Raw genomic sequence first — 15,477 nt, forward strand, 5'->3', positions numbered from 1 at the left:
TTTTCATTTAATAAGAGATTTGATTTTGATGTTATAAGATACTACCTCTTAAACATTTCGGTGCAATTTTACAACCTGAATCTATTTTAATTCTATTTAAGTTTCATGAATCGAGAATGCTTAAACAATAGAATTGAAATAGAATTGAGATAGAATTGAGGTAGAATGGCATACTAATGTTGTAGTATATTTATCAACCCAGAATAAAATGGCACACCGTGTTTTTGAATTTCAAATTTTACTATTTATTAGTGTATTGTTATTTTTTTGGATTTTGGAATATTTCCTGTTTTCTCAAAGAATTAAAGATAAGCTTTCTCATACATTTTTAAATGCTAAATTTTTATTTTTTGTAGTTCCTGTACAATTTTCATTATCAATAGTAGTATTACTTGTTTCTAACTTTATAGAAGCCAAGCATTGGGGACTATTATTTTTATTACCAATTACCAAAAATTCTTTTGTCTTTTTTATTGTAGCCTTTGTAATTCTTGATCTCTTTGATTACTTGTATCACTTTATGATGCATAAAATACCATTTTTTTGGAAATTCCATCAAATACATCATAGCGATCTCGATGTAGATATTTCGACTACCGTAAGGGAACATCCAGGGGAAACATTCATTAGAGTAAGCTATTCAATACTTGTAATTTGCCTTGTTGGGGCAACTCCTTGGGTATTAATTTTCAAACAGATTATTCAGAGTTTTTCGAATATAGTTTCACATTCCAAAGCAAAACTTCCTCCAAAAATAAACAATATTGTCTCTAGAATTTTTGTCACGCCAAATACACATCATATACATCATCATTATGAATTACCTTATACCGACAGTAATTTCGGGGATGTGCTAACGATTTGGGATCAACTATTTACGACATTTAATAAACTCAAACAATCCGAAATTATCTGTGGAGTAGATACTAATATGACTCGTGAGGACAATGAAAATTTTAAAAAATTAATAACCAGACCTTTTCTCGAAAAAGACAGGTGTGCAGATGAAAAAATTAAAACCGAAGCGGTACTTTTAAAAAAACGATATCTGTTTTTTATATTCTTTCTATTCATATCAGCAAGTAATTATTGTCAAACCAATGTAAAAGGTATCCTCACAGATGATAAAAACAAACCAATCGCTAATGCAAATATTTCATTTTTGGGTTCGCATGATGGCACATTTACAAATACATCCGGTTTATTTGTTTTGAAATCCAATAAAATATATTCGGATATTAGCGTGAGCTATGTAGGTTTTGAAAATAAAATAATTCATCTGGAAAAACGGAACACTGATAACCTGACTATTGCACTCAAAGAAGAAACAACAACACTAAACGAAGTCGCAATAAATTACGGTCCAAAAAAAAGATTAAAAAAAAAAGATAATCCTGCTTATAAAATAATGGAACGTATTTGGAAAAATAAAAAACAAAATGGATTAAAACTCTCCAAATGTTACCAATATAATAAATACTCAACCACCGAATTGGGTCTGGATAATTTTGATACTCTTTTTATAAAAAAAGTGTTGAAGGAAAATTTTGATTCCATCGTATTGAAAATCAAAACCAATGCAGATAATAAATTTTTCTTACCAATAGAACTTATTGAAAAGAACGTAAAAATATATGGAAATAATATATTGAAAAAGGAGCGTATCGATATTGAAGGTCAAAGAATTACTGGAATTAAACAACAAGGACAAATCTTTAAGGATATTGAAGCAACATTTAGAGAAATAGATGTTTATGAAGACAACATAACCATTTTAAATAAAAATTTTGTGAGTCCGATTTCCACACAAGGCTTTGGCAGTTATGATTATGAGTTGTCCGACAGTACTTATGTTGGAGGTAAAAAATATTATTCTATTCGGTTTTTTCCAAGAAACACAAGAGACTTTTCCTTTAGGGGAAATTTTACTGTTGCTGCCAATAATTTTGCTTTGACGGAAATTGAAATGGATACTCCCAAAAAAATGAATTTAAACTTTGTTAGAAATCTGACTTTCAAAAAAACTTTTGAAGTTAAAAACGATAGTATTTACTTACCGCTACTCAATGAATATAAAGGTGATTTTACATTACTTACCAAAGATGAAACAGAAAAAGGTGCCTATGTCATAAAAACAGAAAAATTTAGCAATTATGTTCTAAATGCTCCTAAAGAGGATCGTTTTTATGATGAATCGATACAACAAGTCAATGCTAATCAGTTTGAAAGAGATACTGTCTACTGGAACGAAAAGCAGGATCAAGAAATTAAGAATGTCTATAAAGCCGTAAATGTTATTAAGGATAGTGAAAAAATAAAAACAATATCCAATACAATGTATTTACTGTCGGATGGATACATACAATTAACTAAAGGATTACAAGTAGGTAATGTTTGGGCGACAGTCGCAACAAATCAAGTAGAAGGATTGCGGTTAAGACTGGGAATGAGAACTTTTTTTACCGAAGATGATCGTTTTCGTGCAGAAACTTTTGTGGCTTACGGGAACAAAGACAAAGTCATGAAATACGGTCTGGAAGCGAGATACTTATTTGAAAATAATCCCAGAATGACCATTAGTGCAGCGTTTCTAAAAGACAATGAACAAATGGGGTTAACGCAATTTAATGGAATCCATCTTTTGCCTGAAGCTGATAAAGGTTCAAAAGCATTGTTTAATAGGGGAGACAATTATTTCCTTTCGAATATCCAAAAAAGCATGTTCCGTTTTGATATGGAACCCAAAAAGAATTTACATTTGGGACTTATCTTAAGTCATAATATAATCACATCAGCTGCTCCGGATAAGTTTTCTCTGGACTATCTTGATACTGCCACTTCACAAATAAAATCGAAAACTACCGATGTAGCCTCAGATATATATCTTACTTATACACCCGGAAAAGACGTTTCGGGATTTGGTGTTGATGAAAAGCAAGGTATTACGCTACATCCCACATTAATGATTAATTATCGGCGAGGATATAAAAACATTTTAGGCGGAAGTTTCGATTATAATCGAATTCAGGTTCTATATAACAATCCTATTTCATTGGGTAAATTTGGAATTTTTGACGCTACGGTTGGTGCAGGTAAAACCTTTGAACCAACTCCTTTGTCAATTCTAACAGCCGTCTCATCCAATCAGACTTATTTTTTATTGCCCAATACTTTTGCGCTTTTGGATTATTATGATTTTGTTGCTGATACTTACGTAGAAGGGCATTTCGAACAACATTTAAACGGATTTCTTTTAAATAAAATTCCCATCGTAAAGAAATTAAACTGGAGAAGTGTATTGACTTTTAGAGGTGTATATGGTACCATTTCGGATAAAAATATAGAAATAAACAGATCATCAATTTTATATGTTGCGCCTACTAAATTATATTACGAATACGGCTTTGGTTTTGAAAATATCGGTTACGGAAACATACGCCCTTTCCGTGTGGATTTTATTTGGAGGAGTGACTTTCAGAATTTTAATGGCCCTGTTAATCCAAAATTCGGAATACGAATTGGTTTAAAAACAACATTTTAATTTTTATTCCGCCAAAATTGCTCACCAATTGATTATATCTCATAAAAAAACTTCTTAATTTCTTAAGAAGTTTTGTAGTTTTCAGAAAAAGAAACTTCGGATTTATTTTTTATCAAAGGTTAATTTTATTTCTTTTCCATCCAATATCAGTTTATCATTTTCTATCGTACTTGCATAAGAATATGGAGTACCTACTTCATCTTTAAGTACCAGATCCTTTCCACCTTTAGATAAAGCAAAAGTTCCTTTAAAATCAACATCCAAATATCCAGTTACTTTTCCGTCTTTTGTAAACGTAAGGTTTCCTTTAGTCAGAATTACATTTTTTAAAGAATCAGAAAGCGGCTTCCCTGTAGCCTCGACATTTGTAACTTTCCAGGAGTTAATAAGTTTATTTCTTCCCTTATGGCATGAAATCATTAATACCGATAATAAGGCAAGTCCAAAAATAAATAAAGTAGATTTTCTCATAATTTTTTGATTAAAAGTTAGACCGGAAAAAGTTACGAAAAAATAATATTAAATTTAATATTTTAGAATTAAAATATCTAGCTACTAACTTGTTATACTTTTTTATTCTATTCTAAGTCTTATTTAATGGGCAGTTTTAAATCAATTAAATGAGTGACTAAATTCTAAAAGGGGAGGAGTTTGCTTTTGTTTTAGCCAACTTACTAAAGGATTGTTGGTCCTCAAAAAATAATTGATATCAACTGTTCTCGTAGCTGAATTGTGTGAATGTTATTCATTCCTCTTAACTTCAAAATATTGCATTGAAGCAGTATTTCCTCTTGCTTTAATTTTATTTTTATTTAGTAAAATAAATAATCTATACATTAAATGATAGTCTCCAATATCACTTTTTTGTTGTCCCATAGTTTCACCAATAACTCTTGCTGCGATTTGATAATCATTGGTACAGTTTGCAAGAATAGCTTTGTCATAGAAATCGTCCTCTACAGAATAAACTTTCTTGTTTTGTAATATCCTTGTTGTTTTTTGATCTCTTTTTAATTGCGCCCAATTTTGAGCATATTCATTCCTTGCCTCTGGATTTATACTATTTAAAATATCAAATATTCCGTCAAGATCTTTGAGTGGGTTCTTAGTCGCGAGTGAATTCGAGTTATAACCGGGGGTTAAAGGTCTTTTGTCTAAATTGATTTCATATAAATCCCTGCCTTTAAGTAGTTCGCAATATCTATACAACATGATTCTTTCGCCAGTAGAACTTCCGTGCCAAATAATTAATGGTTTATCCTTTGGGAAATCAATCTTAAATTGTGTTTCGAGATTTGGAAACTGAAAATCATCATCGTAATCATCGTAAATAATTTCTATATAATCACATCCTTCAATTTGAGTTTTACAAACCGAATCAACTAAATTGTGATAGGCTCTAATCTCATCAAAATGGGCTGGGGTTATAAAATCATTCAACGGTCCAACTGATAAATCGGTATGAATGGCATGAATCTCTATTTTATCATTAGGATAATATTCATTAAAATAAGCTCTTAATCCTCCTAAAGCAGAATAACCGTACACCAAATGAATTGCATTTTTTACATCAATCATAACTAAAATTTTAAATGATTTTGTTTACATAAATATACGTGATTTCATGAATTAAGCTATATTAAATAAATATCCCTAGCCCAGATAGAAACGATATCCTTTTCTTTGTTTTTTTAACAAAGAAAAGATATAGTGGATAGCTGGAAATAGCTCCAAAAAAATATTAGTAAATTTTATTTAAGAGTAAGTGCACCAAGAATCTCTTCGGACATGAATGGTCCTCCAGGATATTTGGCAGTATAGTCTAGATTAAGCCACACTTGTCCACGCTCATCGATATGATAATGTAATGTTTGCTTATGACTTTCTTTTACAAAAAGGACATTTTTAATTAAGTAATTGACCTTTTCTAAGTCGATCATTGACCCAATTAATATTTCGGGATATATATGCCCTTTGGTATGAATAAGTCTTGGTGTACCACCGATAGAGCGTATTGCAGCTGCCATTAAAATAGAATGATCATCGCAATCACCCGAAAAATACATCAAGGATTCGCTTGCAGTTGCAATATAATCGCCTTCCTTGGGATCACTTACATAGTTCCATCGGCTATTGATTTCTTTAAAAACAGCAAAACATTGTATTATAGTTCTATAATCCGAATATCCTTTTATGTTCTTAAAATGTTTTGACGTTGCCATTATCGCAAAATTCCTCACTTTAGGATTTTGGTATTCAATCGCATTCAGGATTTTTGACTTATTAGGAAACGGAAGTAATTTGGCAACAATAATATCTTGAGGAAAGGGATTATCGGACATTGTGTATATAATCGAATTGTAATCTTCGGCAACTTCAGTAAAACCATAATTCCCTAAAGCTGTCCCGTAAAACAAAACTATTAGATACAAAATAATGCAAATAATGATAATTGTCTTTAACTGCATTAAAGTATAATAAATGCCAACAAGCACAAAAATAAAGAGTAAAACTCTATCGAAATTAAAAGGCCAGTTAAGATCTATTAAATTCTGATGCAAAATGATAAAAGCCGGAAGTGTGATTAAAAAACTCAATAGCATAATAATAACCTTGTTCCAAGGTGATTTTACCTGAAGGCTACTTTTAAGTTTATTTAAGTCAATTTTTCTAGTTTTTATCATAATGCCCAAAAGCAATTTTTAAAGAACTTTTACCGTTTCTACAAAAGTACTTTTTTTATCAATAATACCCAGCTCAAATAACTGATTTTGAATTTTATTGAGTGTTTTTTCATTCAATGGTTTTTGCGACCATTGCGTTAATTTTAACCACTCCTGAATATCTTCAACTTTCTGTGCAAACAATTCAGATAATGTCCTGTCAATACTAGGAATTGACTTAAAATCTTCGGTTGTAGTATTTATAATTTCAAGAATTGCAGCAATTATTTCGGGATTATTTTTAATCACTTCATCTCTTACCGCAATTACAAATGACGGCCATGGAGTAGGGCAGTCTGTTATTCTTCTGAAAATACCTTTATCGACCAATGGCTTTGTCATAAAACGCTCCCACATAAAGTAATCGGCAGTTTTATTTGTTAGCGCTTCTACAGCACCATCAATAGTATTTACAATTTCGAATTCGAGATTATTAGTTTTCCAGCCTTGATTATTGGCATTTACATAAGCCATTAATTGAGAACCGGATCCTAAACGAGAAATTGCTACTTTTTTATTTTCTAAATCTCCAATGGCTTTATAATCGGAATTTGCAGCAACGTGAATCCCCCAAATTAATGGTGATTGCACATATACTTGGACAATCTTACTTGGATTTCCGGCAGCAATATCTTTTACAATTCCTTCGGTTAAGATAACTGCAATATCTGTTTCTCCATCTCGAAGCATCTGACACATTTTTCCGGTTCCTTCCGGTACATCCGTCCATTGTAAATCAATACCTTCAGCTTCAAATTCTCCGTTTTCAATGCATAAATGCCAAGGTAAATTAAAGTGTTCGGGAACTCCTGCTATTTTTATAGTTTTCATTTTAGACTACTTAGATTATTAGACTACTTAGATTATTAGATTAAAAAGAATCTGGTTTTATCTAAAGTCATGTTCTTTTTTTATTTGATTAATGTGATGTTCCAGATGTTCAACATAGTCTTTCATTAAAAAATCTAGGTTAATCATGGAACCATCACTTAATATGATTTCGTAATCCAGCGCTTTTTCATCTACAGATTTAAAAAGTCTAATTATCTGACTGTTTATAGAATACCAAAGCTGTATTAACTCCTCCATATCCATAGATTGATATTGATTAATAGCAACCAAATCATTTTGTTTATATGGCCTGTGATTATACGGCTTTGGCAAATAATTTATCTCTGTAAAACGAACGAGATTATGTATTGACGAATCTACTAAATGTCCTAAAATTTCTTTTCTAGACCACTTTTCAGGTACTTTATTCTCTAAAGATTCTTTGTCTAAAGATTTTAAATATTCTGAATTCTCATGGAGTAATTTTTCAAACTTGCAGATCGCATTTTGCATATTAGTTCGCAGTTATTTTATCCAAAGTATACTTAATTAACTCATCTACTGCCTTGTACGGATCTTCACTGAAAGTTCCCGAAGCTCGATTTGCAATAATAGCATTTAGTGATAAAGCATTATGTCCTAAAAGTGCCGAAAGACCATAAATAGCAGCCGTTTCCATTTCCAGGTTGGTAATTCGGTTGTCATTAAATGTAAAATTATCCATTTTAGAATTTAATTCTTCATCCTGAATATTTAAACGTAAAACACGCCCTTGTGGGCCATAAAAACCTCCCGCAGTTGCAGTGATTCCTTTGTGTATTTTATCACTCTCGATAAGTTTTTCTAATTTCTCTGAGCATGCAATTACATAAGGTTTTCCTTTACGGATATCCCAATTGGTGTGGTTAATAAAAGCTTCTTCCATTGCTGCATTCGAAACTTCATCGATCAAGTAAGAGCGAAGCATATTGTCAAGTCCTAACCCGAAAGTAGACATTACAAAACTATCCACAGGAATATCGGCTTGTAGAGATCCCGAAGTTCCGATTCTTATAATATTTAAAGAAGTTAGTTTCTCTTTTGGTTCACGAGTAACTAAATCAATGTTTACTAAAGCATCCAATTCATTAACAACAATGTCAATATTGTCGGGACCAATTCCAGTAGACATTACTGTAATTCTCTTTCCTTTATAAACTCCGGTTTGTGTTTTAAACTCTCTTTTTTGAGTAGAAAATTCGACGCTGTCAAAAAACTGTGTAATTTTTTCTACACGATTTTGATCGCCTACAAAAATAATGTCATTAGCAATGTTTTCTGGACGAAGATTTAAATGATAGACGCTTCCGTCTGGATTTAGGATTAATTCTGATGATTGTATCATTGTTTATTTATTTTAAGGTTCTGAGGGACAAAGGTTCTGAGGTTCTATGGTTTATTATAGAAGCGCATAATCTGGATGTCTTTATTTTTAAGGTTCAAAGGGACAAAGGTTCTAAGGTTTTCTTATGAAAACGCATAACTGAATGTCTTTTTTTTATGATTTAGCCACAAGGTTCGCAAAGAAAGAATCTAAACTCTAAAATCATAAATCTAAAATTATTATCCACCTACCCGTTTTACTTTAAATCCTTTTGCTTTTAGTATTTCCATTATTTTATCACGATAATCGCCTTGTATAATAATAGAATCGTCTTTAAAAGTTCCACCAACACTTAATTTGGTTTTAATTTCTTTAGCAAGGATTTTAAAGTCTTCGTCGGTACCTTCGTAACCTTCGATTATAGTTGTAGCTTTCCCTTTTCGCTTTTCGAATTTACAAATCATAGGCTCTTTCTGGATAAAAAGTTCATGATCTTCCGGAACTACGATTTCATCAGGAGATACTTCGTGATCAGGGAAAAGGTTTTTTAATTGGTCTTGTAAGTCCATTTGTAATTTATTTTAAAATTAAAAAGACATTAAGTATAAACTCAATGTCTTTTTATTATTAGGTAAATTTAAAGATTATTTTTTGATTAATCCCAAATCTACCAAACGTTCGTATAAATAATCTCCAGCTGTAATATCTTCGAACTTTTTAGGATTCTCAGCATCAATACAGTTCTCCAAACAATCCAAACGCATGTCGCTTACTGGATGCATAAAAAACGGAATAGAGTAACGTGAAGTTCCCCATAATTCTCTTGGAGGGTTAACTACTTGATGAATAGTCGATTTTAACTTGTTATTGGTATGACGTGAAAGCATATCACCCACATTAATTACCAATTGATCATCTTCGGCAATGGCATCAATCCATTCTCCATCATGATTTTGAACTTGCAATCCTTTTCCTTGTGCACCCATTAATAGAGTGATTAGGTTAATATCCCCGTGCGCAGCAGCACGAATTGCATCTTTTGGCTCAGATGTAATTGGTGGATAATGAATAGGACGCAAAATAGAATTTCCGTCTTTGGCATAATTGTCAAAATAGAATTCATCCAATCCAAGGTGTAGTGCTAAAGCTCTTAAAACATAAACACCTGTTTTTTCAAGCATCTGATAAGCTTCTTTACCTACAACATTAAATCTTGGTAATTCTGTTACTTCAACATTTTCAGGATATTCCGAAGCATACTTTGAGTTTTCACTCACATACTGACCAAAATGCCAGAATTCTTTCAAGTCACCTTCTTTTCTCCCTTTGGCATGTTCTGTACCAAAAGAAACATAACCTCGCTGTCCTCCAATTCCTGGGATTTCATAATTATGTTTAGATTCAATTGGCAAAGCGAAAAATTTTCTAATTTCGCCATAAAGCTCGTCTACTAACTGATCATCCAAAAAATGACCTTTTAGGGCTACGAAGCCAATGTTTTCAAATGCATTTCCGATTTCATTTACAAATTTTTGTTTACGTTCCGGGTTGTCCGAAAGGAAATCACGTAAGTCTACACTAGGAATGTTTTGCATACTTTACATATTTATTGATAACTTGATAAGTCTAAAAACCTTATCTTGAGCAAATGTAAAACTAATTTGTTATTTTTATTTCAAGAAATACTAATAATTTATATTTATATAACAAAATATAACCGAATTGTTATATTTTTACAACATTCATTGACTAAACAATAAACCTAAAAATGATCTTCGACAGAAAAAACCTAACCAACGACCAATTACTAGATTTATACAAGAGAATTTTAAAACCAAGATTAATAGAGGAGAAGATGCTCATCTTGATTCGTCAGGGAAAAGTATCCAAATGGTTTTCCGGAATAGGACAAGAAGCAATATCGGTAGGAGTAACTGCTGTTTTAGATTCCGATGAATATATTTTACCTATGCACCGTAACCTTGGTGTTTTTACAGGAAGAGATATTCCACTATATAGACTTTTTTCGCAATGGCAAGGAAAAGCCAATGGATTTACTAAAGGTCGCGACAGAAGCTTTCACTTTGGGACACAACAATATAAGATAATAGGAATGATTTCGCATTTAGGCCCACAATTAGGTGTTGCCGACGGAATTGCTTTAGCCAATAAACTAAAAAAGAATAATAAAGTAACTGCTGTATTTACAGGAGAAGGAGCAACTAGCGAAGGAGATTTTCATGAAGCCTTAAATATCGCTGCCGTATGGGAATTACCAGTAATGTTTGTTATCGAGAATAACGGTTACGGATTATCGACTCCTACAAATGAGCAATATCGTTGCGAAAACCTTGCCGATAAAGGGATTGGCTACGGAATAGAAAGTCACATTATCGACGGAAATAACATCCTTGAAGTATATAATCTTTTATCAGAATTAAAAACTTCGATGATCGAGAATCCACGTCCGGTTTTACTGGAGTTCAAAACATTTAGAATGCGTGGACATGAAGAGGCGAGTGGTACCAAGTATGTTCCGCAGGAATTAATGGATATGTGGGCTGTAAAAGATCCTGTAAATAATTACAAAAACTACCTGACCAAAATAGGCGTTTTAACTACAGAATATGACGAGACTTTACATGCCGAAATCAAGAAAGATATCGATGAAAGTTTAGTTCTTGCCAATGAAGAACCCGAAATCGAAGCTTCTTATGAAGAAGAACTAAATGATGTTTACAAACCTTATAAGTACAAGGAAATTACGCCAGACTTAGCACAACAAAACATGCGTTTTATAGATGCTATTTCCTCGGCTTTAAGACAATCCATGCAATTGCATACCAATTCGGTTATTATGGGACAAGACATTGCCGAATATGGTGGTGCTTTTAAAATCACCGATGGTTTTGTTGAACTATTTGGAAAAGAACGTGTACGGAATACTCCAATTTGCGAAAGCGCGGTAGTATCTGCAGGAATGGGACTTTCTATAAATGGTTATAAAGCAATAGTCGAGATGCAATTTGCCGATTTTGTCTCAACAGGGTTTAATCCAATTGTAAATCTATTGGCAAAATCACATTATCGCTGGCTGGAAAACGCTGATGTAGTGGTTCGAATGCCTTGTGGTGGCGGAACTCAAGCAGGTCCTTTTCATTCACAGACTAATGAAGCCTGGTTTACAAAAACACCAGGTTTAAAAGTAGTTTATCCCGCTTTTCCTTATGATGCCAAAGGATTACTAAATGAGTCTATCAACGACCCAAATCCGGTTTTATTCTTTGAGCACAAACAATTATACAGAAGTGTTTACCAAGACATTCCAACAGATTATTATACAATTCCTCTAGGAAAAGCAGCTTTATTAAAAGAAGGAAATGATGTAACTATTATTGCTTTTGGTGCTCCGGTACATTGGGCTTTGGAAACACTTGCCAAAAAACCAGAAATCTCTGCCGATTTATTGGATTTAAGAACTTTGCAACCATTGGATACCGAAGCTATCTACGAATCGGTTAAAAAAACAGGACGTGTAATAATCTATCAGGAAGATTCTCTTTTTGGAGGTATCGCCAGTGATATTTCGGCGTTAATTATGGAAAATTGTTTCCGTTATCTGGATGCTCCCGTAAGACGTGTTGCTAGTTTAGACTCTCCAATTCCTTTTACAAAAGCACTGGAAGATCAATATTTACCGAAAGGACGATTTGAAAAAGAACTTCTGGATTTGTTGACTTATTAAAGGTACTAAGGCTCAGAAGACCAAAGATTCAAAGGTTTTCTGAGCTTTGCAGTTAATTTTTTTCTGCCACAGATATACTTCGTCTCTTCGACTTTCAGTCTCGGTTCAAGAAAGTCGGTTTGAGACTTTGAAAAAGAGTTACTAACTTAAATTGTCTATAAGAGGACGCGGATTAAAAACTGATTTAAAAACAATCAAAAATAAAATCCGTTTAATCCGTGTTTTCGCATTAGCGAATTCGTATCATCCGCGTTCCTTTCGCAAAGAGTTATATAGAATCAAGCAATCTTTGTGTAAACCCTTGTAAACTTCGCAGTCAAATTTTACACCACGTTAAATTATTATAAATGATTTTAATCCATACAATAGCGCGTCATAAAGATCATTTTTTATCTTTATCGTTCTAATAAATTAAGAAATATGAAAAAACTTTTTATTCCTATTGTCATTGTTGCGTTATTAGTTTCTTGCAATAAGAATGCTAAAACAGGCGATGATAAAGCTACAAATGAAAAATTTGAAAAATATAAGGATGGTTTTATTACGGACCTATGGAAACTGAATCCTGATTGGGCTGCTAGTCAAGGATATCATAAACTGGATAGCGTTCTGGTTGTTCCAAATGCCGACAACCAAAAGAAACAACTAGCGTTTGCTAACTCTCAATTAGATTCATTAAAACAATATTCTTTAGAAAGTCTTTCTGATAATAACAAAACTGATTTTTATATGATTAAAAATCAGTTGGAAAGCACTCTTTTTAGCATTAAAGAACTTAGATCTTCAGAGTGGAATCCTTCTGAATATAATGTCTGTGGTGCTTTCGCAGAAATACTAAACGGGAAGTATGATTCACTAGATGTTAGATTACATAATTTCAATCTAAAGATGAATGCAATTCCTGCTTATTATGAAGCAGCAAAATTGAACATTAAAAACCCAACCAAAGAACATACAGCACTTGCAATAGATCAGAATTTAGGAGGAACGTCTGTTTTTAAAGAAGATTTAATTGCCGCTTTAAGCAAAAGTAAATTATCTGCCGAAGAGAAAAAAGCAATTACAGATAAAGCAGCTACTTCGGTAAAAGCAATAACAGATTATGCCGATTGGCTTAAAAAATTAGACAATAAAACACCTCGTTCTTTTAGATTAGGTTCAGGATTATATGCCAAAAAATTCAACTTTGATATTCAATCAGGATATACTGCTGATCAAATCTTTAAAATAGCAGTAAATCACAAAAAAGAATTGCATGATAAAATGTTGGTACTTGCCAATAAATTATGGGAAAAATATAACGGAACAGCTCCAAAACCAGCGGATAAACTGGAATTAATCAAACAAGTAATTGATAAAATTTCATTACAACATACAACTCCAGAAAAATTCCAATCGGAAATCGAAAAGCAAATCCCCGAATTGGTAGCTTATGTAAAAGCTAAAGATTTACTTTATATAGATCCATCTAAACCACTTGTAGTAAGAAAAGAACCTGCATATATGGCAGGTGTTGCCGGAGCTTCAATATCTGCTCCTGGCCCATACGATAAAAATGCAAACACTTATTATAATGTGGGTAGCATGGCTGGATGGACACCCGAAAATGCCGAAAGTTATTTAAGAGAATACAATGATTATATCTTGCAAATTCTTAATATTCACGAAGCAATTCCTGGACATTACACACAATTGGTTTACAGTAATCAATCGCCAAGTATCATAAAATCTATTTTAGGAAATGGAGCAATGGTAGAAGGCTGGGCTGTTTATGCCGAAAGAATGATGCTGGAAAGTGGGTACAAAAACTCCGATGAAATGTGGTTGATGTATTACAAATGGAATCTTAGAACAACTTGTAATACAATACTGGATTATAGCGTACATACCAAAAACATGTCCAAAGAAGATGCAATAGCTTTACTTACCAAAGAAGCTTTCCAACAACAAGCAGAAGCAGATGGGAAGTGGAAGCGTGTAACATTATCACAAGTTCAGCTATGTTCTTATTTTACAGGTTATACAGAGATTTATGACTTTAGAGAATCATTAAAAAAAGAACAAGGAACGAAATTTAACCTGAAACAATTTCATGAAAAATTCTTAAGTTATGGTAGCGCTCCGGTAAAATACATTAAAGAACTAATGACTAGTAAAGAGTAGCTTTAAAACTCTTTAGCAAAAACACAAAAGGTTTGATAAGGTAGAAATTCAGTTTCATTTCCTTATCAAACCTTTTTATTTTAGACAGTTACAACTAATCGTTTACCATCTCCAACTTCTTTACTCCACATTTCTTCTATATCTACCAAACTACCGGTTTCAATAGTAACTTTTAATTTATTATGAGCTGCCAGAAGAAACATTTCGGGAAGTATTTCCGAAAATAGTAATTTCACTTCTTCTTTTGTCCAACTTCCTAAACCAGAACCTGATAATTGGAGATTAGCACTTCTTAAAATTCCTGACGATAATTGAATAGTGTCTCCAGCCATTCCTCCAATAGTAACATATCTTACTTTTGTCGTAAACGAACCATTTCCTTTTAGAGCTGCAAGGATCAATTCTGCAGGATGTCCCCATAAATAATCCAAAACAATATCAATAGGAGTATTTAAGTGAGTTGCTTTAAGTTGAGCCATAATTGCTTCATCTTCTTGTTTAAGCGAAATAATCTCGTCAGCACCTAGTTCTAAAAGTGTTTTAAGTGTTTTTTCATTTCGTCCCGTAACGATTATTTTCTTTGCACCATAATGTTTCGCAATCTGAATCGCTATTTGACCTGTAAAACCAGTCGCTCCATTTATTAAAACCGTTTCTCCCGATTTTATTTCGGCTCTAAATTTAAGCGCCATTGCAGAACCAGCAACAGCATTGGGCAATGAAGCTGCTACTGCATCACTAATTCCTTCTGGTAAGGGAACAAATATGTTTTTGTCGATAATTGCTTTTTCGGCAATTGTACCGCTGATTCCACGAGCATAAACTCTGGTTCCATCTTCTAGTAAACCAACACCATCGCTGCCAATTACAAAACCATTTTGATTATCATTTTCAGAAGAATAGTGTTTACCACTTGCTTTTCCTTTATCCAAATTGGTAATAGCTACCGCTTTGACCGAAAATAAAATTTCGTTTTCATTGTTTACAACCGGATCTGCAAATTCTGCGTATTTTGGCATTTCGCCTTTCTTATAAATTACTGCTGCTTTCATAATTATTTATTTTTATGATGCAAAGTTCCGTAGTCGTTTACAGGCAGACGATAACATTT

General features: G+C 32.7%; 12 protein-coding genes. 3 read left to right on the forward strand and 9 right to left on the reverse strand.

Annotation, left to right across the window (positions count from 1 at the left end; all coding sequences use genetic code 11):
• The first annotated feature begins 208 nt into the window (after positions 1-208).
• A complete protein-coding gene (locus tag OIU83_RS13715; protein WP_264206832.1) occupies positions 209-3,541 on the forward strand; it encodes a DUF5686 family protein in 3,333 nt (1,110 codons plus the stop codon).
• Between the two features lie 102 nt (positions 3,542-3,643).
• Here the strand turns inward: OIU83_RS13715 and OIU83_RS13720 are convergent, their stop codons facing one another.
• The 8 genes from OIU83_RS13720 to OIU83_RS13755 all read right to left on the reverse strand — a co-directional run bounded on the left by OIU83_RS13720 (position 3,644) and on the right by OIU83_RS13755 (position 10,053).
• A complete protein-coding gene (locus OIU83_RS13720) occupies positions 3,644-4,012 on the reverse strand; it encodes a hypothetical protein (RefSeq protein ID WP_264206833.1) in 369 nt (122 codons plus the stop codon).
• A 270-nt stretch (positions 4,013-4,282) separates the two neighbouring features.
• A complete protein-coding gene (locus tag OIU83_RS13725; protein ID WP_264206834.1) occupies positions 4,283-5,119 on the reverse strand; it encodes a DUF1835 domain-containing protein in 837 nt (278 codons plus the stop codon).
• Between the two features lie 173 nt (positions 5,120-5,292).
• The gene (locus tag OIU83_RS13730) at positions 5,293-6,225 is read right to left on the reverse strand and encodes a transglutaminase (RefSeq protein WP_264206835.1); all 933 of its coding nucleotides are present in this window, start codon (positions 6,223-6,225) and stop codon (positions 5,293-5,295) included.
• An 18-nt stretch (positions 6,226-6,243) separates the two neighbouring features.
• Positions 6,244-7,095 (reverse strand): substrate-binding domain-containing protein, encoded by an 852-nt coding sequence (locus tag OIU83_RS13735; RefSeq protein ID WP_264206836.1) that lies wholly within the window; start codon positions 7,093-7,095, stop codon positions 6,244-6,246.
• A 57-nt stretch (positions 7,096-7,152) separates the two neighbouring features.
• Positions 7,153-7,608 carry a DinB family protein gene (locus OIU83_RS13740; protein ID WP_264206837.1) on the reverse strand — a complete coding sequence of 152 codons (456 nt, stop codon included), beginning with the start codon at positions 7,606-7,608 and terminating at the stop codon, positions 7,153-7,155.
• 1 nt (position 7,609) lies between these two features.
• Positions 7,610-8,479, reverse strand: coding sequence for a nucleoside phosphorylase (locus OIU83_RS13745; protein WP_264206838.1), 870 nt, complete (start codon positions 8,477-8,479; stop codon positions 7,610-7,612).
• A 218-nt stretch (positions 8,480-8,697) separates the two neighbouring features.
• Entirely contained in the window at positions 8,698-9,027 is a 330-nt protein-coding gene (locus OIU83_RS13750; protein ID WP_264206839.1) for a translation initiation factor, read from the reverse strand.
• A 75-nt stretch (positions 9,028-9,102) separates the two neighbouring features.
• Positions 9,103-10,053 carry an isopenicillin N synthase family dioxygenase gene (locus OIU83_RS13755; protein WP_264206840.1) on the reverse strand — a complete coding sequence of 317 codons (951 nt, stop codon included), beginning with the start codon at positions 10,051-10,053 and terminating at the stop codon, positions 9,103-9,105.
• Positions 10,054-10,226: 173 nt separating this feature from the next.
• Between OIU83_RS13755 and OIU83_RS13760 the strand changes: the two genes are divergently transcribed.
• Both OIU83_RS13760 and OIU83_RS13765 read left to right on the forward strand, forming a co-directional pair.
• Complete coding sequence (locus OIU83_RS13760) at positions 10,227-12,203, forward strand: alpha-ketoacid dehydrogenase subunit alpha/beta (RefSeq protein ID WP_264206841.1); 1,977 nt, start codon at positions 10,227-10,229, stop codon at positions 12,201-12,203.
• Between the two features lie 420 nt (positions 12,204-12,623).
• Complete coding sequence (locus tag OIU83_RS13765; protein WP_264206842.1) at positions 12,624-14,366, forward strand: DUF885 domain-containing protein; 1,743 nt, start codon at positions 12,624-12,626, stop codon at positions 14,364-14,366.
• Positions 14,367-14,446: 80 nt separating this feature from the next.
• Here the strand turns inward: OIU83_RS13765 and OIU83_RS13770 are convergent, their stop codons facing one another.
• On the reverse strand, positions 14,447-15,418 hold the full coding sequence (locus OIU83_RS13770; protein ID WP_264206843.1) for a quinone oxidoreductase family protein: 972 nt from the start codon (positions 15,416-15,418) through the stop codon (positions 14,447-14,449).
• Positions 15,419-15,477: the final 59 nt, after the last annotated feature.

Source organism: Flavobacterium shii (assembly GCF_025847235.1).
In the GTDB taxonomy this organism is placed as follows: domain Bacteria; phylum Bacteroidota; class Bacteroidia; order Flavobacteriales; family Flavobacteriaceae; genus Flavobacterium; species Flavobacterium shii.

Bases quoted from the DNA above. Each gene is read 5' to 3' on its own strand.
- OIU83_RS13715 (WP_264206832.1), top strand. From the start codon at position 209: ATGGCACACCGTGTTTTTGAATTTCAAATTTTACTATTTATTAGTGTA.
- OIU83_RS13720 (WP_264206833.1), bottom strand. From the start codon at position 4,012: ATGAGAAAATCTACTTTATTTATTTTTGGACTTGCCTTATTATCGGTA.
- OIU83_RS13725 (WP_264206834.1), bottom strand. From the start codon at position 5,119: ATGATTGATGTAAAAAATGCAATTCATTTGGTGTACGGTTATTCTGCT.
- OIU83_RS13730 (WP_264206835.1), bottom strand. From the start codon at position 6,225: ATGATAAAAACTAGAAAAATTGACTTAAATAAACTTAAAAGTAGCCTT.
- OIU83_RS13735 (WP_264206836.1), bottom strand. From the start codon at position 7,095: ATGAAAACTATAAAAATAGCAGGAGTTCCCGAACACTTTAATTTACCT.
- OIU83_RS13740 (WP_264206837.1), bottom strand. From the start codon at position 7,608: ATGCAAAATGCGATCTGCAAGTTTGAAAAATTACTCCATGAGAATTCA.
- OIU83_RS13745 (WP_264206838.1), bottom strand. From the start codon at position 8,479: ATGATACAATCATCAGAATTAATCCTAAATCCAGACGGAAGCGTCTAT.
- OIU83_RS13750 (WP_264206839.1), bottom strand. From the start codon at position 9,027: ATGGACTTACAAGACCAATTAAAAAACCTTTTCCCTGATCACGAAGTA.
- OIU83_RS13755 (WP_264206840.1), bottom strand. From the start codon at position 10,053: ATGCAAAACATTCCTAGTGTAGACTTACGTGATTTCCTTTCGGACAAC.
- OIU83_RS13760 (WP_264206841.1), top strand. From the start codon at position 10,227: ATGATCTTCGACAGAAAAAACCTAACCAACGACCAATTACTAGATTTA.
- OIU83_RS13765 (WP_264206842.1), top strand. From the start codon at position 12,624: ATGAAAAAACTTTTTATTCCTATTGTCATTGTTGCGTTATTAGTTTCT.
- OIU83_RS13770 (WP_264206843.1), bottom strand. From the start codon at position 15,418: ATGAAAGCAGCAGTAATTTATAAGAAAGGCGAAATGCCAAAATACGCA.